The sequence below is a fragment of the Pseudoprimorskyibacter insulae genome (assembly GCF_900302505.1).
Classification (GTDB): Bacteria; Pseudomonadota; Alphaproteobacteria; order Rhodobacterales; family Rhodobacteraceae; genus Pseudoprimorskyibacter; species Pseudoprimorskyibacter insulae.
Genome location: NZ_OMOJ01000015.1, coordinates 1 through 26557, shown reverse-complemented (window position 1 = coordinate 26557; position 26557 = coordinate 1). Strand labels below are relative to the sequence as shown.

Sequence of the window (26557 nt, the reverse complement as noted above, 5' to 3'; positions counted from 1 at the left end):
CTCTTTCGGCATGGCGTCTGGGCGCGGCTTTGGCTAGCCTTAGCGCATGTTCTTCAAATGGCTCAAACACTATATGCCGCGGGGCCTTTATGGGCGGGCGGCGCTGATCCTGATCCTGCCGGTTGTGACCTTGCAACTGGTCGTGTCGGTCATTTTTATCCAGCGCCATTTCGAGGACGTGACCGAGCAACTGAGCGGCGCGGTCGTGCAAGAACTGTCCTTGGTTCTGACGACCGATGCGATGGAATACGATCTGGCCCAGCAGCTTGGCTATGACGTAGAAGAGATCGGCCCCGATGCTGTGCCACCAGCCAATTCGCGGCGCTGGTTTGACCTGTCGGGGCGGCGGGTGACGCGGACCTTGCTTGAGGGGCTGGAAGGGGCTTTGCGTGTGGATCTGCCCGATGATTGGACGGTGCATGTCTATGTCGATGCCGAAGCCGGGCTTTACCGGGTGACGTTCGACCGGCGTCGGGCCTCGGCGTCGAACCCGCATCAGTTGCTGGTCAACATGCTGTTTTTTGGCGGGTTTATGACGGTGATCGCCTTCTTCTACCTGCGCAATCAACTGCGTCCCATCACGCGGCTGGCTTTGGCGGCCGAGGCGTTCGGGCGGGGGCGGTTCCTGCCGTATTCGCCATCCGGCGCGGTCGAGGTGCGGGCGGCGGGCAATGCGTTCTTGGACATGCGCGCCCGGATCGAACGGCAGATCGAACAGCGCACGATGATGCTTTCGGGGGTGAGCCACGATCTGCGCACGCCGCTGACCCGGCTGCGGCTGGCGGTGTCGATGCTGGACGATGATGACCGCACCGAGATGGAGCGGGACATCAACGAAATGCAGCAATTGCTGGATGCCTTTCTGGATTTCGCCCGCAGTGATGCCGAAACCGGCGAGACAGAGACGGTGGACGCCATGCCCTTCGTGCGCCAAATCGTTGAGGCAGCGGCCCGAAGCGGCAAGCCCGTGGTGATCGGTGATTTGATCGGCAGTGGGCAGGTGCAACTGCGCCCCTTGGCGGTGCGCCGCGCGGTTGAGAACCTGATCGGCAACGCCATGCGTTACGGCACGAATTGCCGTGTTTCGGCCCGGCTGGGCGAACGCAGCCTGCGTATCCGGGTCGAAGACGATGGCCCCGGCATCCCCGAGGCCCGCCGCGAAGAGGCGCTGAAGCCCTTTGTCAGGCTGGACCCGGCCCGCAATCAAGACAAAGGGTCAGGCGTTGGGTTGGGGCTGGCCATCGCCGCCGATATCGCGCGGTCGCATGGCGGTGTGCTGCGTCTGGGCGATAGCGATACGATGGGCGGCCTATGCGCCGATCTGGTTCTGGCACGCTAGAGATTTTCTGAAAATCGGCGGGAAAGGTCGCGGCTTTGCCATGTTTGCGGCCCGCCTTCGGGCATCGGCGGGGCGCATTCTTTGGCCGTACAAGTCAGGAGACCGCCATGAAACGATTGCTATCCACCATCGCCCTAGTATCAGCGGCCTCTGCCGCATCCGCTGCGGTGCCGGGTCGGGGCCCAGGTCAGGTCTGGCCGATCAAAGACACCGGCGCGATGCATCTAGCGCAGGCCGCCCCAGCCTTGGGTGCTGAATTCTACACCACGCCCGACAATTGCACCTATCGGCGCACGCAGGCTCCCGGCTATCCGCCGATGTGGATCATCATTCGCAATCCGCATCACATTGGCCGTCCCGACGCGCCGCGCCATTGCCCCGGCACGTTATGAACTGGGCCGCATCGTTGAGGCTTGGCTTAGGAAACTGGCCAATTGCTGGCGGTCGATGGGTTTTAGCATCAGCCCAATGCCCAGATGGTCACAGGTGTCGCGCAATTCCTGCGACCGGTCCGCCGAAGCGATAGAGCAGGGCAGAAGCCCATATTGCGCGGTCAGGTGCTCATATAGTTCGGTTCCGGTCATGCCCGCGCCAAGCTGCTGATCCAGCAAGAGCGCATCCGGCACGATGCCCAGATCGTCCAGCAGTTCCAACGCTTCTTCGCCGCTGCCCGCGACCAGCACTTCGATCCCCCAGCTTTCCAGCAAAATGGTAATCGCGCGGCGCAGGGGCGGGTCGTTTTCCACTGCCATCACCAATAAGGGCGATCCTTCGATGCTCAGGTCATGGCTGTCGCGCGGCACATCGGGGCGTTTTGGCTCGGTCCGGCTGGCAATGGGGACGGTGACCATAAAACAGCTGCCTTTGCCGGGAATGGACCGCAGCTCTAGCGGGTGACCAAGGCGCGTGCAGGCCCGTTCGACAATCGCAAGGCCAAGGCCCAGACCTTCGGACACCCCGGCGGTCTTATCCAGCCGGCGGAATTCTTCGAAAATCGCCGATTGATCCTCTTCGGCGATGCCGGGGCCGGTGTCCCACACCTCAAGCCGCAAGGATTTGCCATCGCGCCGCCCGCCCACTAGGACGCGGCCCGATTGGGTATATCGAATGGCGTTGCCCATCAGGTTTTGCAGCACGCGGCGCAGATAGCCGGGGTCGGTTTCGACCACCAGCCCGGTATCCACGATCCGCAGATCCAGCCCTTTGCGATTGGCCAAAACCTCCATTTCGTCGCGCAACGTGGACAGCAGATCGCGCAGCGGCACCGGGCGCACGTCAAATTTCAGCCCGTCGGAATCAAGCTTGGAAATGTCGAGAAGCGCATCAATGATCTGTTCGGCACTGATCAGCGCGCTTTCGGTCTTGGCCAGAACGCGGGCGGAATCCTCGTCTTGGCACCGGTCGGTCAAGGAGGACACAAACAGCTTGGCCGCCGTCAGGGGCTGCAGCAGGTCATGGCTGGCCGCGGCAACAAAGCGCGATTTCGACGCGTTCGCCCGTTCGGCGGCATTCAGCGCGTCTTCGAGTTCCAGCGTGCGTTCCAGCACCCGTTGTTCCAGCGCTTCGTTCAATTCGTGCAATTGCCGAGCGGCTTCGCGTTCGGCGGTCATGTCCGTGCAGGACATCACAAAGCCAAGGTCCGGCATGCCGCGCCCGAAGATTCGCAGGGTTTGACGGTCATTGCGCCGGATCTCAAAGGAAATCGGCCCGCGCGTGCCTGTCTCGGCGCTCCAATCAAGGAACATCGCCCGGTCAGAGGCCGGGGAAAACGCCAGATCATCAAGGCTTTGTTCCAGTAACCCCCGGAACGACGCCCCAAGCCGCCAGTGCACGGTCGGAATGCCCAGCAGATCGCCGATTTTGGCATTCCACGTCAAAAGCCGCGCGTTTTCGTCGAAAATGCAAACGCCCTGATCCAGATGATCCAGCGTCGCGCGGATCATGCGGGCCTGTTTGTCCTTCAGCCGGTTCCGTTCTTGGCGCTCCAGCCGGATAATCTCGGTCACGTCGGTTTGCAGGATCACCGTGCCACCGTTGGCAGTGCGGTGTTCAGACACTTGCAACCAGCGGTCCCCGGCAATTTCGACGTTAAACATCACATGCCGGTCCTGATGGCGGCGGATGCGGCGGGCGGCCCACGTGGCGTGCGTGTCATCGGCGGGCAATTGCAGATGCTTCGACCGGCTGACCAGATCGACATATTCGCGGAAGGGCAGGCCCGCCCGCAGGCGCGGCACGGTATCGCGAAACCCCCGGCAAAAGCGCGAATTGCACATCACCAGAATGTCGTCGGGGTCGAATAGGGCAAAGCCTTCGCGCACGGTTTCAATCGCATCGGCAAGGTTGCGGCGTGCGGTTTCGGTTTCGCGGTGCGCTTTGGCCAATTGGTTGTTGGATTCGTGCAGCAGATCCAGCGTGCGTTCAAAATCCAGCGTCCGCTGCTGCACCATCTTTTCCAGCAGGGCCGAGCGTTCGAAATGCGCATAGGCGTCATTGCTGGTCGAATTGCCGTATTCCACCCGCCGCATCAGGGATTCGGCGATGCGCAGCAGCTTTTCGTTCTGCCGTTCCAACGAGTCGTTTGGATTGACCAGCATCATGGACCTAGCCTTTGGACGAAGAGGGCGGATAGATCGCCACGCCTGTAAAGGTTTGATTTACGTGCAAAGACCCGATCTGTTCGCCATAGGTCGAAAAGCCCACGACCCGGTGCTTGGTCAGCATTTGGGACATGGCGCGGCCTTGCTGGGTTTCCTCGGCGGCGATGCGGCGGAACAGACAATCGCAGCCGATGATCCGTTCCGGCGCGACCGGGGCGGCCAGATTGGTCAGCCCGTCGTCGAGATTGCGGATGATGTCATCATGTTCGGCCAAAGACAGGACCATGCCTTCGTCGATGGCCGAAAAGAACTGCAATGCGCCGTTCGGTCGGACCTGCTGGATGGACCGCGCGTGATGGGTATCGGCCAGCCGCACCAGCACCGGATGCGCCGCAAAGACCGAGGAATTGAGCTGGCTGGCATCGCGGCCCAGCAGGCGGGCGTATTCATCCGCCGCAGGTTCGGCGTTGATCTCATAGACAATGCGTTGGGCCGGGTCGGCGCGGGTGACCACCATGCGTGTATCGGAGGGCATGAAGTGGTCGATGCTGAACACTTTTACCGCGCAGGCGCTGCGCACGAGGGCGATAAGCGCTGCGTTTTCATAGGTTTCGCCGTTGCGCGCCAAAAGCGTCTGGCGGAAGGCTGTGCCGTCGCCCGACGATCCGCCAAACAGGGGCATCGGCCCCAGACCCGACGACAGATGCGCGGTCAGGCGTTCTTCTTGCAGCGACAGCCCGTCGATCAAGGTCAGGGCGAATTCATGCTGAAAGCTGGGCGCGGCCTGCATCATCAGGAACCGCGATTGGATCATCGCATCCATCAGCGCCTTGCTGTTCAGATTGTCGAGCCGCGGAATGACATAGGTCGCCGATTTGAACCATCGGCGCGGAAACCCGACCGCAATGATCTGGCCATCCTGATAGCCCAAGTTGCCGATTTCGCCCGCTGTGGTGCAGGCCAGAACATCGGCATCCCCGAATTGCCCAGACGCCTGCCGGGCCAAAGTGCGAAAGTCGCAGCGCGGCGAGGCGAAGATGCAGACCAGATCGAATACGGTATTGCCCAGTTGCTTCTTCAGGGAAGCGACCGGGTTACGGGTGTCAGAGGCCACTTGGGCCGTCATGATGGCGGGTCCGGTCGTCGTCTCCTCAGGCGCGGCCGGTTGCGCATCTACCTCCAAGAACTCCTCCCTCCCTGGCAAGGATCGACGTTACTGCGGCTCGTCCGGCAATGGCAAGACCTTGTTGAACCGGGCCTCTTGCGCGATCAGAACCGCCTGTGTTCGGCTATGCACGCCCAATTTCCGCATAATCGCGGTGACATGGGCCTTTACCGTCGTTTCAGCAATCGACAGATCATAGGCAATTTGTTTGTTCAGTCGCCCTTCGCATAGCAGCGACAGAATGCGGGCCTGTTGATTGGTCAGCGAGGCCAGCCGGGTCACAGCCAGCCGCGCGGCCTTTGATCCGGCGTGGTCTTCGCCCGTGTCGGGTTCGACATATCCGCCGGGCAGATAGATGTCGCCTGCAACGACGCGTTCGATGGCTTGGCGGAACACGGTGCGCTGCGAATGTTTTGGAACAAAGCCATTGGCCCCGGCCTGAATCGTGCGGGCAATCATCCGGTTGTCGGCCATCGAGGACACCACAAGAACAATCGCATCTTTCGCCGCATTGCGCAGGCGCATCAGCCCATCCAGCCCGTCCACATCGGGCAGGTTCAGATCGAGCACGATAAAGCCGACGCCGCTGCCACCCTTCAGATGCTCTAGCGCCTGATCCAGCGTGCTGGCCGTGTCGATCGTGCGGAAGTCCCAGATAGACCGAAGCGTCAGGATCAGCGCGTCGCAGAACAACGGGTGATCATCCACCACCAGAACATGGTCGGCTGCCGGAGGGATCTGAAGTGCGGCCTGCTCGGTCATACGCGAAATCCTTGTTACGTCAAAACAGCATATCCTTTTGGGCAGATGCGGTCATTGCCCCAAAAGTCTAACTTTCCGATCAACCCTAGGTGAACGATTGTCCCGCTCAAATCGGGGGCAAATCGGGTTGCCGCAACCCCTGATGAGGCGCATGCTCGTAATCCATTGGTCTAATAGACCCTGCGGGCCTACGCCCTAAGCTGCAACCAGGAAAAGGATATATTGCCATGCAGATGAGTGATTCCCGACAGATCAGCGCCGCGCCCGAAACCGTATGGGCGGCTTTGATCAATGCTGACGTGCTCATGCAATGCGTGCCGGGCTGCACCGAGATGTCGGGCAGCCCCGAAGAGGGTTTTGAGGCGACCGTCGTTCAGAAGGTCGGCCCGGTCAAAGCGACCTTCAAAGGTCAGGTGACCATGTCCGATATGGATGCGCCAAATGTGCTGACGCTTTCGGGCGAAGGCAAAGGCGGCGCGGCGGGCTTCGCCAAGGGCGGCGCGACCGTTCGGCTTGAACCGGTCGATGGCGGCACCTTGCTGCACTACGACGTAGAGGCGAAAGTCGGTGGCAAGCTGGCACAGCTGGGCAGCCGCATCATTGATGGCTTTGCCAAGAAGATGGCCGATCAGTTCTTCGTCAACTTCCAAGAGGCCGTAGAGGGCCCCAAGGATGCAGACGCAGCGGAAGACGCCAGTGGACAGGACGGCAAGAAGAAGGGATGGTTCCGTAAGATCGTGTCGTAACGGCACCCAATCTGACCGAACCAGCCAGTCAAACAGACAAGTGACATCGACGGGAGGAAATTGATGGCAAACGTATCGATGACCGTGAACGGCAAGACCGTTAGCGGCGAAGTAAAGGGCAACACTCTGCTGGTGGATTTCCTGCGGCAGAACCTGCACCTGACCGGAACCCACGTTGGCTGCGACACCAGCCAGTGCGGCGCCTGCAACGTTTCGCTGAATGGCGATGTCGTGAAGTCCTGCACCATGTTCGCCGCAGAGGCAGATGGCGCAGACCTGACCACGATTGAAGGCATGGCCAATGAAGACGGCTCGCTTGGCGTTATTCAGGCGGCGTTCCAGGAATACCATGGCCTGCAGTGCGGTTTCTGCACCCCCGGCATGGTGATGGCGGCCCAGGATCTTCTGAAGAAGAACCCCAAGCCGACCGAAGCAGAAGTGCGCCACCATCTGGAAGGCAACATCTGCCGTTGCACCGGCTATCACAACATCGTCAAGGCGATCATGGCCGCCTCGGGCCAGGACGTCGGTGCGATCGCAGCCGAATAAGCGCCGCGCCCGCCGCAACCGGTGCGGGTGAGTATTTATTGGAAAGATGAAGAGGGGGCGGGCTGCCGCCCTTGGAACGCACTCATTGGCGGGCTTGGCCCGCCGTCCTTAGGGAGGACTGCACATGCCGAAGGATCATGGCATTGGCGCAAGCCAGAAGCGGCGCGAAGACGTCCGCTTTCTGACCGGGGCCGGTCAGTATACGGATGATATCAACGTACACGGACAGGCCTATGTCTACTTCCTGCGCTCGGATGTGGCGCATGGCAAGATCAACAGCATCGACACCGCGGCGGCTTCGGCCATGCCGGGCGTCGTGCGCATCTTCACTGGCGCGGACTTCGAAGGCGTAGGCGGTCTGCCCTGCGGCTGGCAGGTGACCGACAAGCACGGTGAAGCGATGAAAGAGCCGGCACACCCGGTACTGGCGCAAGGCAAAGTGCGCCACGTGGGCGACCCGATTGCCGCCGTTGTTGCCGACTCGCTGGAACAGGCGCGCAACGCGGCCGAAGCCATTGATGTGGACATCGAAGAGCTGCCCGCAGTTGTTGACATGAAGGCAGCGCTGAATGCCGGCGCCACCAAGGTGCACGACGATCTGTCGGACAACCTGTGCTATGATTGGCAATTCGGCACCGACACCGAGACCGTGGACGCGGCCTTTGCTGCCGCCGCGCATGTCACCAAACTGGAGCTGCGCAACAACCGTCTGGTGGCCAACCCGATGGAACCGCGCGTCGCGCTGGGTGAATACAACCGTGCCAAAGATGAAAGCACGCTGTACACCACCTCGCAGAACCCGCACGTGATCCGCCTGCTGATGGGGGCCTTTGTTCTGGGCATCCCCGAGCATAAACTGCGCGTTGTGGCCCCCGATGTGGGCGGCGGTTTCGGCACTAAGATCTTCCATTATGCCGAAGAAGCGTTCTGTACATTTGCGTCCCGTAAGATCAACCGCGCGGTCAAATGGACCTCGTCGCGGTCTGAGGCGTTCATGTCCGACGCGCATGGCCGTGACCACGTGTCGACGATCGAACTGGCGCTGGATGCAGACAACAACTTCACCGCGCTGCGCACAGACACCTATGCAAACATGGGTGCCTATCTGTCGACCTTCGCATCGTGTACGCCGACCTGGCTGCATGGCACGCTGATGGCCGGCAACTACAAGACGCCCGCGGTTCAGGTGAACGTGAAAGCCGTGTTCACCAACACTGTTCCGGTTGACGCCTATCGCGGCGCAGGCCGTCCCGAGGCGACCTTCCAGCTGGAGCGTGTGATCGACAAAGCCGCCCGCGAACTTGGCGTCGACCCGATCAAACTGCGCCGTCAGAACTTCATCACGTCGTTCCCTTATGCAACCCCGGTTGCGGTTGAGTATGACACGGGCGATTACAACGCCACGATGGACAAGATGGAAGAGCTGATGGACATTCCGGGCTTTGCGGCACGCCGCGCGGCATCGGAAGCCAAGGGCAAACTGCGCGGTCTGGGCATCAACTGCTTCATCGAGGCTTGCGGCATCGCGCCGTCGAACCTTGTGGGTCAGCTTGGCGCACGTGCAGGTCTTTATGATGCTGCCACCGTTCGCGTGAACGCCACCGGGTCGATTTCGGTCATGGTGGGGGCACATTCGCACGGCCAAGGCCATGAAACGGTGTTCCCGCAGGTGGTTGCCGAAATGCTTGGCATCGACGAGTCGATGATCGACATCGTGCATGGCGACAGCTCCAAGATCCCGTTTGGCATGGGCACCTACGGGTCGCGCAGCCTCGCGGTTTGTGGATCGGCCATGGTGCGCGCAACCGAGAAAATCATCAACAAAGCCAAGAAGATCGCGGCGCACCTGATGGAAGCCTCGGAAGCGGATATCGAGCTGAAGGACGGTCAGTTCAGCGTTGCAGGCACCGACAAATCGGTTGCTTGGGGCGATGTGACCCTTGCCGCCTATGTGCCGCACAACTACCCGCTGGAAGACATCGAACCGGGTCTCGAAGAGACCGCGTTCTACGATCCGGCCAACTTCACCTATCCCGCAGGCGCCTATGCTTGCGAGGTTGAGGTTGACCCGGACACCGGCAAGGTCACCATCGAAAAGTTCGTCTCGGCGGATGACTTCGGCAACGTGGTGAACCCGATGATCGTAGAAGGTCAGGTGCATGGCGGTATCGCCCAAGGCATCGGTCAGGCGCTGCTTGAAAACTGTGCCTATGACGAAAACGGCCAGCTGCTGAGCGCGTCCTACATGGACTACGCAATGCCGCGCGCGTCGGACCTGCCGCATATGGCGAATTACACCGTTGACCATTCGTGCCAGACGCCTTGCACGCACAACCCGCTGGGTGTGAAGGGCTGCGGCGAGGCTGGTGCCATCGGCTCGCCGCCGACGGTTGTCAACGCAGTGCTGGACGCCCTGAATTCGGCAGGCCACAAAGTCGCTCATATCGACATGCCGGTATCGCCGTCGCGCGTCTGGGAAGCGATGAACAGCTAAGTGTGAGGCTGGGGGGCGACATGCCCCCCAGGTTCCCGAAGTTATTTCTAGTCAGAAAATACAGTGGTATGCTGACTTAGGGAGGAAACGAGAATGTACGCATTTGACATCGAGCGGCCGACGACTGTGGCCGAAGCTGTGGCGGCGCTGAAAGACGAAGACGCGCAGGCCCTGTCGGGCGGTCAGACGCTAATCCCGACGCTGAAACAGCGTCTGGCGTCGCCGTCGAAACTGGTAAGCCTGTCGGGCATCGCGGAAACCAAGGGCGTTTCCGCGGATGGCGGCACGGTCACCGTTGGCGGAGGAACAACCCACGCAGCGGTTGCTGCGGGCGCATCGGCCTATCCGGCGCTGGCGGCTTTGGCTGGCGGCATTGGTGATCCGGCGGTTCGCAACCGTGGCACCATCGGCGGCAGCGTTGCCAACAACGACCCGGCGGCCTGCTATCCGGCGGCTGTTCTTGGCTCGGGCGCGACCGTTGTGACCAACGCGCGTGAAATCGCAGCCGACGACTACTTCCAAGGCATGTTCACCACCGCGCTGGACGAGGGTGAGATCATCACCGCCGTCAAGTTCCCGGTGCCGGAAAAGGCCGCTTACATCAAGTTCGAACAGCCCGCGTCGCGTTTTGCGCTGGTGGGTGTGTTCGTGGCCAAATACGCCGATGGCGTGCGCGTGGCTGTAACCGGCGCGTCCGAAGAAGGCGTGTTCCGTTGGACCGAAGCCGAAGCGGCCCTGTCGGGCAACTTCTCGGCGGGCGCTCTGGACGGTCTGAGCGTTTCGGCCGATGGCATGATCAGCGATCTGCACGGCACCGGCGCCTACCGCGCGCATCTGGTGGCCGTTCTGACCAAACGCGCCGTGGCCGCGGCTGGCTGATCTGATCGGGCTTGAATGACAAAAAGGCCTCCGGCACTGCCGGGGGCCTTTTTTGTTGCCACACTGTCGCCAGCTTCCGGTGTTAGCCAACCGCCCAAGGAGATCGACAGATGAATGCAGACCAAATCATACGGCTGATTATGCGGCAGGTCATCGGGCGGCTTGTGGGGCGCGGTGTGGACGCAGGCATCAATGCCATGGCCCGCCGCAGCGGCAACCGTGACGCCCCAGTGGATGAGGCCGAGGCCCGCAGGCGCGCGAAATCAGCAAAAACCGCGATGCGTCAAAGCAAATCGGCCATGCGCATGGCCCGAAAGATCGGACGGTTCTAAGCGGATTTGAAGTGCTTTGACAGCTTCAGACCCTGGCCCTGATAGTTGGACGCAATCTCGCGCCCGTAAAGGCGGCTGGGTTCTTTCGCCATGCGTTCATAGACCAAACGGCCTACGATCTGCCCGTGTTCCAGCACAAACGGCGCCTCATGGCAGCGCACCTCTAGCACGCCGCGCGCGCCGCGCCCGCCCAGCCGGGCATGGCCAAAGCCGGGGTCAAAGAACCCGGCATAGTGCACTCGGAATTCGCCCACCATCGCCAGATAGGGGGCCATTTCAGCGGCAAACAGCGGCGGGATGTGCACGGCTTCGCGGCTGACTAAAATATAGAACGCATCGGGGTCCAGAATGATCTGACCCTTGGTGGTGCGCAGTTCTTCCCAGAAATCAGCGATCTCGTAATGGCCGATCTTATCCAGATCGATCACCGGGGTATGCGGCTTGGCGCGATAACCGACCAGATCGCCGCGTTCGGGACGCAGATCGACGGAAAAGCCCAGACCTTCGTCAATCACCGCCTTACCGCCGGTCACCAGCGTTTGGTTGCGATGCAGGTTGGCCAGTTCATAATCGCTCAGAACCGCCTGACCATCACGGAACCGGATCTGATTGAGGCGCATACCGGGGCGCACCAGCACCGAGAACGAGCGCGGGCAAATCTCGGCATAGAGGGGGCCGCGATATCCCATTGGAATCCGGTCAAATTCGGTGCCGCCATCAATGATTGTCCGGGTCAGAAGATCAACACGCCCGGTAGAGCTTTTGGCATTGGCCACAGCGCTGACATCGGGCGACAGGGCCAGTTCTTCCATCAGCGGGACAAGATAGACACAGCCCTTTTCCAGCACGGCCCCATTGCTAAGGTCGACGCGGTGCATCTCAAATTCTTCCAGCCGTTCGGCAACGGTGCGGCCACGGCCCGCCAGAAACGAGGCGCGGACGCGGTAAGCCACGGTGCCAAGACGCAAATCAAGGCTGGCAGGCTGGATCTGTTCGGGGATGATCGGAGAGGCCGCGCGCAACTGACCATTGGCAATCATCGTCTCGATTGTCTGACTTGGTAGTACACCGCTCATGATCGTCCCTCCAAATGCACGAAACCCGCCCTGGCGAAAGGCCGTGAGCGGGTCTTTTTGGTCAGGTTACGCGAAATCATTGTTCAATGGTTTCAGTGCGTTGGCCCGATTTTGCCGCATCCCACGGACGCTGAAAAAAGCAAAGTGCAGGTGCGTGTCCGTTGCCGTCGGGTTTAACTTGAAGATGGATGGGGTTCAATCGTTATATTTCCTTGGCCGAGCGCGGGGGACGAGGCGAAAACCGTCATGGTTCGCGCAGATTTCGCAGGGGCAAAAGGTGTCGGGGCTGGATCGGTGGCACACCGAAGCTGGCCACCACCTGATTTGGCTTTCCGAACACTTTTGACGAAAGGTCAGATTTTAGGATGGGCCGCAGTTGGTCGGGAAATTACTCAAAGTTCTAACAAAACCCCAACGCTCCAATTGCGAGAGGACCATCAATGCACCGACCGATCAAGAAAGCCGTATTTCCCGTTGCTGGCTTGGGAACGCGGTTTCTTCCGGCCACCAAAGCAATCCCGAAAGAAATGCTAACAGTCGTTGACCGGCCTGTGATCCAGCTGGCGGTTGATGAAGCGCGCGAAGCCGGGATCGAGCATTTCATTTTCGTGACCGGGCGCAACAAAGGGGTCATCGAAGACCATTTTGACCGTCAGTTCGAACTGGAAACGACGCTGAAACTGCGTGGCAAATCGGTCGAACTGAGCATTCTGGATGCAGACCTGCCGAAAGCTGGCCAAACCAGCTTTACCCGCCAGCAAGAGCCGCTGGGGCTGGGCCATGCCGTTCTGTGTGCACGCAATATCGTTGGGAATGATCCCTTTGCCTTGCTGCTGCCGGACATGGTGATGCATTCGCAGCCGGGTTGCCTGCGCCAGATGATGGATGTCTATGAAAAGCACGGCTCAAACATCGTGGCCTCGGAAGAGGTGACGTGGGACACCGTGCATCGCTACGGCATCCTGTCGCCGGGCGAGAATTGGGGCAACACCTTTGAGATCGACCGCATGGTCGAAAAGCCCAAGCGTGAAGAGGCTCCGTCGAACAAGATCATCTCGGGCCGGTATATCCTTCAGCCGGAAATCTTTGCCGAGATCGATCAGCAAAAGCCCGGCGCTGGCGGCGAGATTCAGCTAACCGACGCCATGATCCGCCTGATGGACCGTCAGAAGTTCTACGGCATGATGTTTGACGGCGCGACCTATGACTGCGGTGACAAGATCGGTTTCCTTGCGGCGAACGTGGCCATGGCTTTGGAACGTCAGGAAATTGCCGGCCCGTTCGTAGAAGCGCTGAAGGGCGTTCTGGCGGCTAGTTCGCACCCCGAAGCCAGGAAACTGGCCGAGAAACTCAAGAATTGATCGTCAGAACTTGCCTTTGATGGGCAGGCGCAAAAAGGAAAATGGCAGGCCGATCAGCCTGCCATTTTTTATGTCTTACTGCTCGGGGCAGGCGACGGTTTGCGTCATGGTATAGATCTGATGCTGGCCGCGTTGGATGTTTACCGTCATCACGCATTCGCCCTCATCGGCTCGGGCTGGCAAGGCTACAACTGGCTGTGCCGGTTGAACCATGATCGTTTGCGTTACGGGCGCGGCGTCGCGCAAGTTGGCCGTAGAAGACGGGGCCTCGATCTGTGCCACTGAAGCTGTCCGCGTTGTTTGGGGAGCGGGCACAATCCGAACCGTTTGAACGTTGGAAGCCGTAGGTCTGACGGGCCCCGGCTCGGTTGTTTGGGTGGCGCAAAGATAGGCGTCCAGCTTTTGGATCGCGTCTTTGACGTCAAGGCGGCCGCGCTGATCCGTCCAGATCTTGCGATAGGCCAATACCGTTCGGCGGCCAAGAATGCCATCCAGAACGCCGGGGTTTTCCCCCGCCGCGACCAACAACCGTTGCAACGTCAGAACGTCCGGGCCTTCGGGTTGCGCCGCGAGGCCGCACAACGCACGTTTGACCCGCGGCTGGGGCACGGTGTCGTTGCGCAGAACAAACACACGGTCCTGCGCTGGCGCAACCAGTCTCAGGGGCTGCTGCGGCGCGGATTGGGCGATTTGGACGGCTGGTGACGGGTCAGTTGCGACAACCTTGGCCGATGCTTTTGGGGCGGGCCTGTTTTCAAGTGCCAAAAGCAGGTCGCTCAGGCGAATGACCGGTCCGGGGGGCCACGGGGACTGCTCGGCTGCTCGGTAAGGGGGGCGCGCGTCGGTCTGGCTCGGTTTGACAACGACCGCTTGCGCAGGGGCTGCGGTGACCAACTGTGGGGCTGCGGGCGCGGTGACAACTGTTGCCGCCGGTCGGGCCAGCGGCGCGGTGCTGGGCTGGATCACGACGGTTGCAGGCGCTACGGCCTGCGGGGCTGTGGTGATGAACTGCGGGGCGGCGAGGGCGGTGGCAACCGTTGCCGCCGGTCGGGCCAGCGGCGCGACGGAGGTGACTGATGCTGCTGGCTTGGCTGGGGCTGGCTGCGCTTGGGCGACGGGTTCGGGAGCAGGTTTGTAAGGTTTGACGATGTCGACGATCAAATGACCGGCCTCAGGGGCCTTCAGCTGCGCGATCTTCCGGGTCTCTTCGCCGCTGACCCAGTCATCCTCAAATCCTAGCGTCGACTTGGGCGGATGCTGCGCCAAGGCGCGGGCTGAATTCGCCTGCCGGTCAATGTCTGCGATGACGCCATCTGCTGCCATCGTGGTGTCGGCTTTGGCGGTGGCCAGCTGTTTTTGCGCCTCAAGGACGTCTTCTGCCGGAAGAGCCATCGCCCGTGCGGTATTGGCCCGTTGGTCGATGTCGATGATCAAGCCGTTGCCGACCTCGATCTCGTCATCATTTAAATGCAGCATGGCATCCAGTTCGGCCATGGTGGTTTCGGCTCCGGGTGCCTTGGCGGGCATCATCGGTAGCTGCGTGGCCGTAACCGTTGTTTTGCCACTCTCGCCTTGCGGATAATCGGGTAGCGCGCCGTGCACGATTGTTCTGGGTAGGTTGGCCTTAACGCCAGCTCGCAACCCTGCGTCCGGGGTCATCGGAATGGTCGAAACGGCTTTTTTAAGCGCGTCAAGATCTGGGCTGTCTGCTGGGGGGCTTTCGCTCTCTGCGGTATTTTCTTCGGCCTCGTCCGTTGCCTTTTCTGGATCGCCTTCCGTCGCATCCTCAGCGCTTGCGGCTTCAGCCGCGGTTGGGGGCGGGTCTTCTCGGTCGAAGCTCCTCGACGGGTCGAGGTTCACGGGCATCGAGAAGGGTTTGTAAACAGGCTTTGCCGGGGCAGCCTCGGCGATTTTATCCCCCAGCAGGCACGCCCCCAGCATGGCAGCGGTGTCAGGCGCATCCTTTGGTAAGAACCCGTCTTCGGTGGTGCTGCAAACCCTGTCTTCGAAGTTGCAAATAACTTCGATCTTCCAAGCGGCCTGCGACTGACCCGAGGCCAGCAGGGCATAGCCGTTCGGGTATAGCTCATAATAGAACCCGTTCACCCAGCCAGTTTGCCAGAAGGCCGGGAACAGGGCGGTGGGCACATCGGCCTGATTGTAGGCCATCCCCTGAGAGCCGGGCAGCGGTTCGTCAAAGGATTCTGTGACGCAAGGGGTGGCCCATGCCGGGCCAACCAGCCCGGCAAAGGCGCAGCTTAGAAAGGCCGCCGCCCGTTTCATTTGCCCACACGGTGGAGCGGGCCAAAGACCGTGTACGAAATTGAGGCCAGAACCAGCGCGTTGGTATTGGCCGTAACCGAGGCGTTGGGCTGGCCGCTTTCATACAGGCCCTCGGGGAAGCCGCGCTCGGTCTCGACATGCGGGATGATCGCATCGCGAAGCTTCTGCGTGTATTCCGTCGCGAACAGGGCATTCCAGGCAAAGGCGGCCTTGGTCGCCATGGTCCGCTTGCTGTCAAACCGCTCGCCGGGGAAGCTCATGACCGCCCAATCGGCACCGCCGCCCCAGATCGTCGAATAGACGAAGTACGGCGCGCCCTTGACGTGGGTTTCGGTGACTGCCGTCAGAATGCCGGTCTCATTGTACCGCGCTTCCTGCGCCATAAATAGCGCGCTGGCAAAGCGGTGAGACCGTGCATCGAAGCCGAACTCCACCCCGTCGAACAGATATGGCTCTGAGGTGGCAAAGGCGGGCGTGATATTGCGGTGCAGACGGTTGTCGACCGGGATCGGGACGCCTTGGACCTCTTTGACCATCAGGTTCGCGGACGCGTCATAGGACCTGTACATATCAAAGCCGAACAGCATCATCGCCTTGGCGGCATATTGTTCATAGCCGACGCGACCTTCCTGATCGACGCGGAACGCGCCATCGGCAAGGTTCCCGCCCATCAGCTCGCCATCGCGGACCAGACGGTTCAGCGGCCAACGGCCCATCAGATTGCGCACTTGGGGGGCCATTTCGGGGTGATAGAGCTGAACCAGATCCAGCGTGCCGATGATCCGGGCCATATCCAGCGCCGACCAACCGATGCCCAGTTCGACCGGTTTGTTGGCATAGTCCACCACCTCGTTTGAGCGGGTGTCATAGGCTTTGTTCGGGAAGGCGTCCTCGACCAAGCGCTGCGCCGTCAGGGCGGTGATGACTTTGGTCAGACGGCCCTTTGCATCGTCCGAGGTGATGATCCCCAGACGTTCGGCCGAAATCGTCGCGATGATGTAGGATCCGGTTTCCCACATCGTGGTCGATGGGTATTTGTCGGCTGAGTTGCACAGACCGGTGTCGGGGTTTGTGTTGTTCTCGAAATAGCGCCAAGCGATCTTGGCGTATTCCAGCTCGTCTGCGGTTGCGGCGCGCGGTTCAGCCAAGGGCACCGGGGTCAGTGCCTCAAACGGTGCCATCATGTCACGCTCCTTCTGGAACTGCTCTTCTTTTTCGGCGTCTTGAACACCCGGAGCGTTTGTCAGATTTTCAAGGAAGATGACAAGGCCGAGCCCGCACAGCAGGGCCACCACAAAGACGATGTGGCTTCGCGCTTTGATGAGTCCCTCACGAAAGCTCATTTCTCAATTTCCTCTTCATCAGCAGGAGGTTGCCACATGGCGGCGGCGATGATGCCGGCCATGGCAATGCAATTGTTCAGGCCCCAAAGGACGTTGGTGACAACGCCCGAGACATTGTGATCAGTGCCGCCAATCAGCAGCGCGCCGATGCCCCAGACGGCGCCAAGGGCGGTCAGGGCAACGACGGCGATCTGCGGGCGCACCAGTGGTAGGAAGTTGCCGGTCTGGCGCACTTTGGGCGTCACCGGGAACGAGATTTTCTTGCCGCGTGCCACAGTCCAGATGGCTTTCAGGCCGACGGGGAAGAACGACAGGTAGCTGGCCTTGGACGTATAGCCAGATATCCCCCACGACCCGACCATCATCGCCAGTTCAAGCGTGATGAGAAACGGGATGATGTGCAGGAAGAAGTCCGACGAATAGGCGCTGACCGGGGCAATGCCGGTGAACAGATAGAAGGCCGGTGCCAGCAGAAAGACCACGTTCCAAAGGGGCGCGAGGTACGAAAAGAAGGTCATACCGTACATCAAGCGCTGGCTTAACGACAGGCCTGGGCGAAACAACGGGTTGTCGTTCACCATGATATCAAGGCTACCGCCCGCATATTTAAACCGCTGGATCGTCCAGGTCAGCAAATCCTGCGGCGACAGCATCTTGCTTTCGACATAGGGATGCAGAACCGATTTCCAGCCGCGTTCCTTGTCCGAATGCAGCACGATGGAGGTATAGATGTCCTCGGACACATGGAAGCGGTAGGGGGTCAGAACCTCGGCCGTGGCAGCGTCGGCGCGGAAGACGTCCATCAGCGCCGGATCAATCGTTCGTTCCTTGGTCGAGATGGTGTAATTTTCTTCGATTTCATGCACGCGTTTGTCGACATTGGCGGCAAAGCTGCGCAGCGCGGCTTCCATCACGGCTTCGCGGCGGTGAATAGAGCCAGCGCCGCAACAGAAGGACGCGTTGGCCCAGTTCCGGCGGCGCAGGATCACGTCATAGAACATCTTGGGGTCGTTCACGAAGGGATCGTCCCCAACCTGAATTGGCCCCACGACCTTTTCCAGCTTCTGCCCCCAAAGGCCAAACTTTTCGCCAAAGCGGCGCGTCAGCGCTTTGTGCAGCGGCTCGCCCTCGGGCAGGTCATAGAACCATTGCGGGGTCTGCACCCAAGCCATCTTGGGATCGCTGAAGTGACCAAGCGTGTGTTCGACCAGCGTCGGGAAGGGGCGTGTGTCGGCATCGCAAATGACGATGAAATCGCCCGAGGTCTGCTCACGCGCGTTGCGCAGGTTGCCGGCCTTGAACCCTTCGTTCGTGGTGCGCGAGATATAGTTCACGCCCTCTTGGTCGCAGACGGCTTTCATCTCGGGGCGGCGCCCATCGTCCAGCACGTGCACACGAATGTCGATCGGATGCGGGTAGGTCATCTTCTTGGCGTCGATCAAGCCAAGGCGCACCAGATCGGGGTCTTCGTTATAGGTGGCGAACATCACGTCAACGATGATCTGGCGGTCGGGGTCCGGTTGGTTCGGGTCCACATCGCCAATCGTTGCGGGGGCCGTCGGGATGGTCGGTTCCTGATCGCGCCAGAGGTTGAACATGTAAAGGATCAGCCCGATGAAAGAACAGGTTTCCGCAATCACCAACGCCAGCGAAAACCATATCGCGTCATGGTTCAGCGAATGCGTCCAGCGCCACCAGATATACCAGCCCCCAAGCACCAGCACGAGGACGGCCAGAAACTGCCAGAGGCTTTCCCGCGTCATCGAATAGGGCAGGGGCGGCGGCGGGCGGCGGTGTTCGAATTGTTCGATATTGTCAGCCATGGTTACGATCCTGCCTTTCCGGCAGGTTTCCGCCAGTTCCACGGGGTCGGGCCAAGGCCAATGGTCCAAGCGACAAGCTTGATCCGCGACAGGGCAACGGCGGTGGCAAAGGCCAAGGGAAGCGCGATGACATAGCGCGAGGTGACGATCAACGCGGGGTCCATCATCTTGCTCAGACCGCTTTTGACAACGGCGATGTCGTAAAGGTCGATCACCATCGGGTGCAGCAGGTAGACGCCGAAGGTATAGCGCGCCAGCTTGGACCAGATCGGCGACCAATCGCGATATTGCCCGCCAAGGAAGATCAGCATCATGAAGATCGGCATCAAGAAGTGGCCGTAGAAATCCCAGCCTGACCGATAGCCCCATGACCCGCTGACGATGGAGGCGCCATAGAAGGGCAGGGTGGCGATATAGGCCATGGCGGCAAAGTAGAAACTGCCCTTGCGGATCAGCTTGGATTCCCCGCGCGGAATGCCGTCGTTCCAAAGCCCATAGATCGCAAAGGCCGCAAACCCATAGCCGACATAGCCGAAGATCTTGATCAGGCGGATCACATATTCACGCAGCAGCGGATCCAGATCCAGCGACCAGATATACCCCTGGGCCGAGTTCATCGCCCCCAGCGTCGCGAAAACTGTCAGGCCCAGCAAAGGATAGCGTGTGGCAAGCCGCATCACCGGATAGAACATGAACAACGCGAACAGCGTCGGCAAGAAGTGCATATGGTACTGGGACCGGCCCAGCACGAAATATGACACCCATTGATTGACGTCGGTCAGCTGGTTCAGAATGTACGGCGCATAGCCAAAGGCATCGGCCTTTACCAACCGGAAAAAGGCATAGAACACTGTCCAAAAGGCAAAGGGCACCAGCAGGCGTTCGGCCTGTTGTGCGATTGCGGTCGAATAGGACGGCATCTTTTTGTTCACCCGCATCGCCATCAGGAACAGCGAGAACAGGAAGAACATCTCGGACCCGGAAAATTCCGCGATTGACCGCAGGGCAACAGGGAAGATCCGTTCGCCCTCGGTGAAGTCCTTGAACGGCTGGCCTCCAAAGTCGGTTGTCGAATGGATCAGGACAACACCGAAGGCGGCACAGACGCGGTTGGCGTCGAACCAGACGAGTCTAGGTTTTGAGTTTTGTGTCATAACTTCCCTGACGGGCTCGTGCATTGACGGGGCAGGTACAGCTCCGGTTTCGGCGCCGCGAGATTGTGCTCTTCGGTCGAGCAATCGACTGCGCCGATATCTGGGCCGCCAAAGACCGGGCGGCAGAATTTGAACTGATCGGCGGTGACGGGCGGTTCGTAATCAGGCAAGTCAGCGCAATTGCAGCAGGTGACTTCTTTGCGCATGGATTTGGGGTGGCACTTGTTGTTGCGGATATTCTTATTCGCAAACGAGGTGTCCCAAACCATCGTATTGTTGTTCAGCCGTTGCAGAACCGGCCCCTGCACTTTGTACAGCAGGGCCGCCAGAATAACGCCGTTGTTGTTGGCGGTTTGCAGCGGGATAAAGCCGTTGCCGTTTTCATAAAGGCCCTCATAGAAGCCGCGCTCGGGGTCGCGCAGGTCGGCCACGGTATCATACAGAAGGTCGGTATAGGGCGTGTCCCACAGCGCCCAGAGGCCAAGCGCGGCTTTGGCAGCAACGGCGGCACGGTCAGGCTGATAGGTCTGCGTCGGGTCCAGCGTGTTCCAGGCATAGCCATCGGCGAAGATGGAATCGTAGACGAAGAACGGCTTGCCATCGACTTGGTGTTCGGAACGGGCCGTGATCATCCCGGTCTGCTCAAAACGGCGCTGCTGGACAAGGTAAATCCGGTTGGCAAATTCGGCGCGCCAGCCGTGGCTGGCGACCATGCCATCGTTGGACTTGTCATAGGGCATATCCCAGCCCATTTCGAGCCCATCAAGGATGTAGCCTTCGGTCAGAACGTAGTTCTGGTTGTGGAACACCCGCGGGTCGCGCCCGTCATAGGGCACCTGCACATCGTAGATGGTGGTGTATTCCAAGGGACGCGGATCAAGCGCTCCGGGCACGTCAAACCCCCATAGGGCAAAGCCCTTGGCGGCGTATTCTTCATAGCCCAATCGGCCTTCCTGCAAATAGCGCGGGTTGCCTTCCTTGGTCACCAGCGAGCCGTTCAGGCTCCCGTCGTCGCGGATGATATTGCAGAAATCCCAGCGCAGCGGGATCGCATCGACCGAGTTGGCCAGATAGGGGTAGCGTTCCTTGTAGGCCTTCAGCCAGACCAACATCCGCCCAAGGTCCAGGGCCGAATAGCCGATATCGCCGGGTTTGTTGGCGTAGCTCACCTTTTCGGCGGTCTTGGTGTGATACACCTTGTTCGGGGCTTCCTTGTTGAACAAAACAAGGTTGCGCAGCGTGCGGAACAACTGGGTCGAACGTGTGTCGAAGGTCCGCTTGTCGATGATGCACAGCTCATAGGCCGCCAGAAGCGCGCTCATGTACGACGCGGTGTCCCACATGGTTGTCGACGGGAAGGATCCCACCGCGTTCACAAGGCCCGTGTCGGGCTGATAGAACTTTTCGAAATAGGTCCAGGCCGTTTTTGCCATGTCCATTTCATGTTCGGTCAGTGCACCGTTGCGGCCAAAATGCGGCTCGTTCGACGATGGGGGCGTCCGGCGGCATTCACCGTCGACCGTTTGTTCGGATATTTTGAAAGACAGCGAAACCGGGCCTTTGGACGTCACCGTGATGCCGGTCACATTTTAAGGCAGAGTCATCGTCGTGTTGTCCAAAGATGCAGGCACATTGGATGCGGGTTTGTCACCTGCATTTTCGGATTGCGCAGCCGCGATCCCCGGCACCAAACCGTTGGCGGCAATGAACACAGACAGCAAAGCTGCCTTCGATAGCTTATTCATCCGTGTCTTTCTGTAGTTCCGGGTTCCAGAAACAGTTCGAAAGCCGGTTGCGTCCATTGACCTCGCCGTAATCGATCTCATCTGCACATTCTAAAAGGATGCCAATCCCGCGACCGGATTCAGAATTGAAATCAACTTTGTTCAGATCGATCTGATTGTCGCGCGGATCGAAGGGTAGAACGCCTTCTGGGTCATAGGCTTCAAACACGACGCCCCGTTCGGAACTGGTCACGACAATATCCACGACCGCGTTTTCATCGCCGCCCCTCAGGGCATGTTTGACGATGTTTGTCAGCACTTCTGCATTTGCCAGTTCGAACCGCATGGCGGTTCCGGCATCCAGTTGCAGCATCGCGTCCCGCGCTAGCGAGACAACCATGTTGTCCACGGCTTCCATAGTTCCTTGCATGCGATAGCATTTTGAACTCACGGCCGCTCACTCAAAGTCTGCACCGCAGCATCCATGTTTGGAAAAACCTTAAAGACTTTGTCCATACGCGTGATCTGAAAGCTGTAGGCGATTGCCTCTTCCAAGCCGCACACGACGACCTCGCCTTTGATACCGGCGCGTTTCATGATCCCGACCAATGCGCCAAGCCCTGACGAGTCGATGAACGACACGCCGGAGAAATCGATGATCATGGTCGAGATCGGACCCTCGAACAGGGCGCAGGTCTCTGATTTGAAACTCGGAGAGTTCACAGCCGTCAGACGGTCAGATCCGGGTCGAACGGCTACGATTTGGTTGGGAAACTGGGTCGTATGGATTATGTCAGTGCAGCCCTTTCAAGAACTACGATTGTTAAGTCGTCATCAAAGTCGCGCCGGTTGCGCCACGTTTGGAGTCGTTCAACGAAAAACTGTGGTAGCTGTGATAGGTCGCCTTCAGAAAACTCCGAAATACTTGCCCGCAGGCGGTCCGCCCCGAATTGTTCGTTTTGTTCGTTGTCGGCCTCAATCGCGGCGTCCGAGAACAGGCAGATCGCGCTGCCTGGTTCGAAATGGTAGGTTTCATTAGTGAACTCAGCGTCTAGCAGCATGGCCACAGGAAACCCGCCTTCTCCGAGCGTTGACACATTGCCCTTGTTATCCCGCACCAAAGGCGACGGGTTCCCGGCCTGGCAAAACGTCATCTGCCCGGACTGAACGTTGGCAATGGCACAAAACATGGTGAAATAGTCGTCACTGTCTTCGTGGTAGAAACGATCGTTCAGGGCCTTCACCAATCCCGCAGGGTCGTGTGCCCCGTCCGGGAGTGTGGCTTTCTTACGGAAATATTCGGGTGTGATCAGATGCCCGACCGCCACCGACATCAGCGCGGCATGAACCCCATGGCCCGACACGTCCAACAAGTAAAACCCGATCAGATCTTCGGACACCTTGAACACGCCGAACATATCGCCCGACACGCTGGCAGAAGGCACAAAGACTGAATGCACATTGCAGTCGCAATCGGGCAACGTGTCAATTGACGTCACGCTTTCCAATAGGCGCCGCTGCGCGATTTTCGCGATCGCCATGTCATTGGCGATCTGCTTTTGCGCAAGGTTCAAAGCATGGTTCTTTTGCGCCATCATGGACTGGTGGTGAACAAGCCGCGATGCGGTGCGCAGCTTGGTTTGCATCATCGCATTGTCCGGGCCTTTTTCGATGAAATCATCAGCCCCGACATCCAGCGCCCGTTGCCGACTGGTCGCGTTCCAGTTCCCTGAAATCATTATGATATGGATGTATTCTTCATGAAGGCGGCTACGGATTTCTTGAGTCATTTCCGTGCCCGACATGATTGGCATATTCATGTCGCACAAAACGATTTGCGCGCCGGTTGAAGCAATCAGGTCAAGCGCTTCTTGACCGTTCTCCGCAGGGATTGCCTCATACCCAAGCCGGTTGACTTGAATACACAGGTGTTTTCGTTAGACAGAGTGATCTTCTGCCGCAATGACTTTCAGACGCAACACCGCATCGGGGCGTTTTCGATTTTTTGCGCAGCTTTGATTTGTTCTTGTATCATCATCAGAGTCGAGGCTCGGGCGGCGTCCTTTTTTGCATGTTCGTGAGGCCGGACAGTGCGGTTTGCACACGTTTGGCGTGTCCACAACCTATGGATATATTCCGATCTAATTGTTTGATCCCCATCGTGTAAGATGGCCCTAAGTATGGATCTCGTGGGCGAAAGATAGTTGACGTGAGGTGTCATTACGGAAGGCCGATCTGAAAACGCGTCTTTTCATAAGCGCTAGAATTTATTCGATTTTATCTTTCGACTTCTTGGAGTTTCCGGCGCAAAATCTGGGTTTGACGACCGTTACAAATTGGTGACAGGGAAGGGGACGAGCGGAAAGCAAATTGGGTGAACCTAAGAGGTTTTCATGTTTCCGCTAACACGTTTTTTCCACCATAGGTGTAAAGGATAGCCGCTGTGAAAGGCTCGATTTTCTTGGAACTTTTGGAAATGGCCGAAGCCAATTTCGGCGAAGAAACCGTGGATCGCATCCTGGATTCGGCAGAGCTGGAAAGCCGCGGTGCCTATACGTCTGTCGGCACCTATTCGTGCAAGGAATTGGTCACCTTGGTGACTGCGTTCAGCGATCATTCGGGCATCGCCCCAAACGAACTGCAACGCCTGTTCGGGCATTGGATGATGACCTTCTTCACCAAACGCTACGGCGTTTTCTTCGAAGACAAGCACTCGGCCTTTGATATCCTTGAGGCGATTGAGGGCGAAATCCATGTGGAAGTTCGCAAACTCTACCCCGAGGCGGAACTGCCCTCGTTTTCGACGCAGCGCATTGGCGGGGAACAGCTGGAACTGGTCTACACCTCGCCGCGTCCCTTGGCCCCATTCTGCAAAGGGCTGATTGAGGGGTGTCTTGAAATCTACGACCAGAAAGCAAGCATTGCAGCCAGTGCGGTGCCCGATGCCCCGCAATCGACCAAGTTCCTGATCTCCCTTGAAAACCAGACTTGAGTTGTCGCGCGTTCAATGAGCCAGACCCCCGAAAAATCAGACACGGTTTCCCGCAGTCGCTATGAACAGGAACGCGCCGCGCGTGAACATGCCGAGCATTTGCTCGAAGAAAAAAGCCGTGCGCTTTATCTGGCCAATGAAGCGTTGAACAAACATGCTTCTCAGCTGGAGCATGCGGTTCAGGATCGCACGGCTGAACTTCATGCAGCCCTGAAAAAGGCCGAGAAAGACGCAGCGATCAAGTCGCGGTTCTTTGCCACGATGAACCATGAAATCCGCACCCCGCTTGGCGGGCTTTTGGGCATGATTGATCTATTGGCCATGGACGAAGAAAGCCGGTCCAAGCAGGAATTGCTACGCAACGCCAAGGCATCTGGTCTGGCCCTGTCGCGGATCGTGAACGATGTTCTGGATTTCTCCAAGATGGAGGCCGGGGTTTTCGCGTTTGAGGAAGACGAGGTCGACCTTCGCGCTTTGCTCGAAAGCGTTGGCAGCGTGGCGCGTGCAGATAGCAGAATGGCCGAGCGTCACTTTTTGTCGTCAGTTGACACATCGGTGCCAAAGCGGTTTTTCGGCGATGCAACGCGCATTCGGCAGGTCATTTCGAATTTTGTGACCAACGCGATCCGCTATTCCCACAACGGCCCCGTGATCATTCGCGCCCGCGCCTCAGGGGACATCGGGCAGGAAACTCTGCGCGTAGAGGTCGAGGATTTTGGAGTCGGCGTCGAAGAACACCGGATCAAGGATCTGTTTCAGGACTTTTCGCAGGTTCCCAACTCCCTGACCGCTGCGGCGCAAGGCACTGGGCTTGGTTTGGCCATCTCTCGCCGGATCATCGAAGGCTTGAAGGGGCAAATCGGGGTCGACACCGAATTCGGCAAGGGCTCGGTGTTCTGGTTCGAAATTCCTGTGCGCACCATCCATTCCATGGTCGCGCCCAAAGCGACCAGCCCGACGCAGGGCGGGCGGCCTATCGAAGGTCTGCGCATCCTGTTGGCCGAAGACAATGCGATCAACCAAAAGTTGCTGGTGACCTTTCTGAAACGGATGGGCGTAAAAGTGGACTTGGCCGAAGATGGCGCGGTCGCCCTCAAGAAATTCAAGCCGCACAAATACGATCTGTTGCTGATGGATGTGGCCATGCCCGAGGTTGACGGCTTGGAAGCGGTGCGCCGCCTTCGCAAGGACTGGCAAGCCGATCAACTGCCGCCCATCGTCTTTCTGACCGCACATGAAATCCCGGTGATCCGCGAAGATGCCATGACCCTTGGCGCGGCAAAGGTGCTGACCAAACCGGTGCAATATGACACGCTCGAAAGCGAAATCAGTACGATCATCGGGCTGGGCGCCCAAGCGAACGGCAACACACTTGAAGGCGCAAGCCCAGCCAATGACGAAGGCGCGGAAAGTCGGCTCAGCAAGTTGCTCTCCGCCGAGGCAATCAAAAGCCATTTGATGTCCATGAGCGTCGACGAGCTTTGTGAGCTTGTGGATGATTATGTCTTGGATGCCCTTGGCATCGTGGATCGTATTCAAACCAGCTATGACAAGGGCGATCTGGATCAGTGCAGCAATGACGCGCATTCGCTGGTAGGCTCATCCAGGATCGTCGGCTTTGATGAGGTCGCAGATCAGGCGAGGCGGATCGAAACCGGCATCCAAGAACTGGACGCAAGCCAACTTGCGATCTTGCTGGCCGGAATTGGTCTCAGCCTACGCCAGATCCATGATTTCATGAAGGTGTAACGGCGCAGGTCTTAAACTTGGGGCAGGTGTGACGCCGTACAGACCATGACTGTTTCCGGTGACCTGCCACTGAACTTTCATCCAGCCGCGACCGGAGTCCGGTTGGTGTTTACGCCGATCGGCGCAGGTTGAGCAATCGCCCGACGCGCGGAGCTTTCATTTCGCGCAGCGGGGCGGGCGATTGCG

The 26557-nt window shown here is 59.2% G+C and carries 23 protein-coding genes; 10 read left to right on the top strand and 13 right to left on the bottom strand.

Going from position 1 to position 26557, the window contains the following annotated elements; genetic code table 11:
- The first annotated feature begins 46 nt into the window (after positions 1–46).
- Complete coding sequence (locus PRI8871_RS18190) at positions 47–1339, top strand: ATP-binding protein (protein ID WP_108887627.1); 1293 nt, start codon at positions 47–49, stop codon at positions 1337–1339.
- A 107-nt stretch (positions 1340–1446) separates the two neighbouring features.
- Positions 1447–1731, top strand: coding sequence for a hypothetical protein (locus PRI8871_RS18185; RefSeq protein WP_108887626.1), 285 nt, complete (start codon positions 1447–1449; stop codon positions 1729–1731).
- Here the strand turns inward: PRI8871_RS18185 and PRI8871_RS18180 are convergent.
- The 3 genes from PRI8871_RS18180 to PRI8871_RS18170 all read right to left on the bottom strand — a co-directional run bounded on the left by PRI8871_RS18180 (position 1726) and on the right by PRI8871_RS18170 (position 5866).
- Positions 1726–3939, bottom strand: a complete 2214-nt coding sequence (locus PRI8871_RS18180) for a hybrid sensor histidine kinase/response regulator (RefSeq protein ID WP_108887625.1) — start codon at positions 3937–3939, stop codon at positions 1726–1728. The two genes, PRI8871_RS18185 and PRI8871_RS18180, sit on opposite strands and share 6 nt — an antisense overlap.
- Positions 3940–3943: 4 nt before the next feature.
- On the bottom strand, positions 3944–5065 hold the full coding sequence (locus tag PRI8871_RS18175; protein ID WP_108887653.1) for an FIST N-terminal domain-containing protein: 1122 nt from the start codon (positions 5063–5065) through the stop codon (positions 3944–3946).
- A gap of 87 nt (positions 5066–5152) precedes the next feature.
- A complete protein-coding gene (locus PRI8871_RS18170; protein ID WP_108887624.1) occupies positions 5153–5866 on the bottom strand; it encodes a response regulator in 714 nt (237 codons plus the stop codon).
- 227 nt (positions 5867–6093) lie between these two features.
- Here PRI8871_RS18170 and PRI8871_RS18165 point away from each other — a divergent pair, with 227 nt between their 5' ends.
- The 5 genes from PRI8871_RS18165 to PRI8871_RS18145 all read left to right on the top strand — a co-directional run bounded on the left by PRI8871_RS18165 (position 6094) and on the right by PRI8871_RS18145 (position 10866).
- Positions 6094–6612 (top strand): SRPBCC family protein, encoded by a 519-nt coding sequence (locus PRI8871_RS18165; RefSeq protein ID WP_108887623.1) that lies wholly within the window; start codon positions 6094–6096, stop codon positions 6610–6612.
- Positions 6613–6675: 63 nt separating this feature from the next.
- Complete coding sequence (locus tag PRI8871_RS18160; RefSeq protein WP_108887622.1) at positions 6676–7161, top strand: (2Fe-2S)-binding protein; 486 nt, start codon at positions 6676–6678, stop codon at positions 7159–7161.
- Positions 7162–7285: 124 nt separating this feature from the next.
- Positions 7286–9655, top strand: coding sequence for a xanthine dehydrogenase family protein molybdopterin-binding subunit (locus tag PRI8871_RS18155; RefSeq protein WP_108887621.1), 2370 nt, complete (start codon positions 7286–7288; stop codon positions 9653–9655).
- A gap of 93 nt (positions 9656–9748) precedes the next feature.
- Positions 9749–10534 (top strand): FAD binding domain-containing protein, encoded by a 786-nt coding sequence (locus PRI8871_RS18150; RefSeq protein ID WP_108887620.1) that lies wholly within the window; start codon positions 9749–9751, stop codon positions 10532–10534.
- A gap of 110 nt (positions 10535–10644) precedes the next feature.
- A complete protein-coding gene (locus PRI8871_RS18145; protein ID WP_108887619.1) occupies positions 10645–10866 on the top strand; it encodes a hypothetical protein in 222 nt (73 codons plus the stop codon).
- On the opposite strand, the gene PRI8871_RS18140 is transcribed toward PRI8871_RS18145, so the two are convergent.
- Entirely contained in the window at positions 10863–11942 is a 1080-nt protein-coding gene (locus PRI8871_RS18140) for a 2'-deoxycytidine 5'-triphosphate deaminase (RefSeq protein ID WP_108887618.1), read from the bottom strand. The two genes, PRI8871_RS18145 and PRI8871_RS18140, sit on opposite strands and share 4 nt — an antisense overlap.
- Before the next feature lie 440 nt (positions 11943–12382).
- On the opposite strand from PRI8871_RS18140, the gene galU reads away from it, so the two are divergent.
- Positions 12383–13303, top strand: coding sequence for a UTP--glucose-1-phosphate uridylyltransferase GalU (gene galU / locus PRI8871_RS18135; protein ID WP_108887617.1), 921 nt, complete (start codon positions 12383–12385; stop codon positions 13301–13303).
- A 75-nt stretch (positions 13304–13378) separates the two neighbouring features.
- Here the strand turns inward: galU and PRI8871_RS18130 are convergent, their stop codons facing one another.
- Genes PRI8871_RS18130 through PRI8871_RS18095 form a run of 9 tightly spaced genes read right to left on the bottom strand, consistent with a single transcriptional unit; the run spans position 13379 to position 23552 of the window.
- Positions 13379–15586 carry a peptidoglycan-binding domain-containing protein gene (locus PRI8871_RS18130; RefSeq protein ID WP_108887616.1) on the bottom strand — a complete coding sequence of 736 codons (2208 nt, stop codon included), beginning with the start codon at positions 15584–15586 and terminating at the stop codon, positions 13379–13381.
- Positions 15583–16929 carry a DUF3131 domain-containing protein gene (locus PRI8871_RS18125; protein ID WP_108887615.1) on the bottom strand — a complete coding sequence of 449 codons (1347 nt, stop codon included), beginning with the start codon at positions 16927–16929 and terminating at the stop codon, positions 15583–15585. The genes PRI8871_RS18130 and PRI8871_RS18125 overlap by 4 nt, the downstream gene beginning before the upstream one ends.
- The gene (locus PRI8871_RS18120; protein WP_108887614.1) at positions 16926–18752 is read right to left on the bottom strand and encodes a glycosyltransferase; all 1827 of its coding nucleotides are present in this window, start codon (positions 18750–18752) and stop codon (positions 16926–16928) included. Before PRI8871_RS18120 ends, PRI8871_RS18125 begins: the two co-directional genes overlap by 4 nt.
- Before the next feature lie 2 nt (positions 18753–18754).
- Positions 18755–19906 carry an acyltransferase gene (locus PRI8871_RS18115; protein WP_108887613.1) on the bottom strand — a complete coding sequence of 384 codons (1152 nt, stop codon included), beginning with the start codon at positions 19904–19906 and terminating at the stop codon, positions 18755–18757.
- Positions 19903–21492 (bottom strand): DUF3131 domain-containing protein, encoded by a 1590-nt coding sequence (locus tag PRI8871_RS18110; RefSeq protein ID WP_108887612.1) that lies wholly within the window; start codon positions 21490–21492, stop codon positions 19903–19905. Before PRI8871_RS18110 ends, PRI8871_RS18115 begins: the two co-directional genes overlap by 4 nt.
- A gap of 3 nt (positions 21493–21495) precedes the next feature.
- Complete coding sequence (locus tag PRI8871_RS19720; protein ID WP_181389525.1) at positions 21496–21651, bottom strand: hypothetical protein; 156 nt, start codon at positions 21649–21651, stop codon at positions 21496–21498.
- Positions 21644–22060 (bottom strand): ATP-binding protein, encoded by a 417-nt coding sequence (locus PRI8871_RS18105; protein WP_108887611.1) that lies wholly within the window; start codon positions 22058–22060, stop codon positions 21644–21646. Before PRI8871_RS18105 ends, PRI8871_RS19720 begins: the two co-directional genes overlap by 8 nt.
- Before the next feature lie 17 nt (positions 22061–22077).
- Complete coding sequence (locus PRI8871_RS18100) at positions 22078–22392, bottom strand: STAS domain-containing protein (protein WP_370742184.1); 315 nt, start codon at positions 22390–22392, stop codon at positions 22078–22080.
- A 26-nt stretch (positions 22393–22418) separates the two neighbouring features.
- On the bottom strand, positions 22419–23552 hold the full coding sequence (locus PRI8871_RS18095; protein WP_281258648.1) for a PP2C family protein-serine/threonine phosphatase: 1134 nt from the start codon (positions 23550–23552) through the stop codon (positions 22419–22421).
- Between the two features lie 521 nt (positions 23553–24073).
- Here PRI8871_RS18095 and PRI8871_RS18090 point away from each other — a divergent pair.
- Together PRI8871_RS18090 and PRI8871_RS18085 are read left to right on the top strand one after the other, a co-directional pair.
- A complete protein-coding gene (locus PRI8871_RS18090; RefSeq protein ID WP_108887608.1) occupies positions 24074–24622 on the top strand; it encodes a heme NO-binding domain-containing protein in 549 nt (182 codons plus the stop codon).
- Positions 24623–24637: 15 nt separating this feature from the next.
- The gene (locus tag PRI8871_RS18085) at positions 24638–26371 is read left to right on the top strand and encodes a sensor histidine kinase (protein WP_108887607.1); all 1734 of its coding nucleotides are present in this window, start codon (positions 24638–24640) and stop codon (positions 26369–26371) included.
- Positions 26372–26557: the final 186 nt, after the last annotated feature.

Bases quoted from the DNA above. Each gene is read 5' to 3' on its own strand.
- PRI8871_RS18085 (WP_108887607.1), top strand. From the start codon at position 24,638: ATGAGCCAGACCCCCGAAAAATCAGACACGGTTTCCCGCAGTCGCTAT.
- PRI8871_RS18180 (WP_108887625.1), bottom strand. From the start codon at position 3,939: ATGATGCTGGTCAATCCAAACGACTCGTTGGAACGGCAGAACGAAAAG.
- PRI8871_RS18105 (WP_108887611.1), bottom strand. From the start codon at position 22,060: ATGCAAGGAACTATGGAAGCCGTGGACAACATGGTTGTCTCGCTAGCG.
- PRI8871_RS18185 (WP_108887626.1), top strand. From the start codon at position 1,447: ATGAAACGATTGCTATCCACCATCGCCCTAGTATCAGCGGCCTCTGCC.
- PRI8871_RS18165 (WP_108887623.1), top strand. From the start codon at position 6,094: ATGCAGATGAGTGATTCCCGACAGATCAGCGCCGCGCCCGAAACCGTA.
- PRI8871_RS18130 (WP_108887616.1), bottom strand. From the start codon at position 15,586: ATGAAACGGGCGGCGGCCTTTCTAAGCTGCGCCTTTGCCGGGCTGGTT.
- PRI8871_RS18170 (WP_108887624.1), bottom strand. From the start codon at position 5,866: ATGACCGAGCAGGCCGCACTTCAGATCCCTCCGGCAGCCGACCATGTT.
- PRI8871_RS18160 (WP_108887622.1), top strand. From the start codon at position 6,676: ATGGCAAACGTATCGATGACCGTGAACGGCAAGACCGTTAGCGGCGAA.
- galU (WP_108887617.1), top strand. From the start codon at position 12,383: ATGCACCGACCGATCAAGAAAGCCGTATTTCCCGTTGCTGGCTTGGGA.
- PRI8871_RS18150 (WP_108887620.1), top strand. From the start codon at position 9,749: ATGTACGCATTTGACATCGAGCGGCCGACGACTGTGGCCGAAGCTGTG.
- PRI8871_RS18140 (WP_108887618.1), bottom strand. From the start codon at position 11,942: ATGAGCGGTGTACTACCAAGTCAGACAATCGAGACGATGATTGCCAAT.
- PRI8871_RS18155 (WP_108887621.1), top strand. From the start codon at position 7,286: ATGCCGAAGGATCATGGCATTGGCGCAAGCCAGAAGCGGCGCGAAGAC.
- PRI8871_RS18175 (WP_108887653.1), bottom strand. From the start codon at position 5,065: ATGACGGCCCAAGTGGCCTCTGACACCCGTAACCCGGTCGCTTCCCTG.
- PRI8871_RS18120 (WP_108887614.1), bottom strand. From the start codon at position 18,752: ATGGCTGACAATATCGAACAATTCGAACACCGCCGCCCGCCGCCGCCC.
- PRI8871_RS18125 (WP_108887615.1), bottom strand. From the start codon at position 16,929: ATGAGCTTTCGTGAGGGACTCATCAAAGCGCGAAGCCACATCGTCTTT.
- PRI8871_RS18145 (WP_108887619.1), top strand. From the start codon at position 10,645: ATGAATGCAGACCAAATCATACGGCTGATTATGCGGCAGGTCATCGGG.
- PRI8871_RS18115 (WP_108887613.1), bottom strand. From the start codon at position 19,906: ATGACACAAAACTCAAAACCTAGACTCGTCTGGTTCGACGCCAACCGC.
- PRI8871_RS19720 (WP_181389525.1), bottom strand. From the start codon at position 21,651: ATGAATAAGCTATCGAAGGCAGCTTTGCTGTCTGTGTTCATTGCCGCC.
- PRI8871_RS18190 (WP_108887627.1), top strand. From the start codon at position 47: ATGTTCTTCAAATGGCTCAAACACTATATGCCGCGGGGCCTTTATGGG.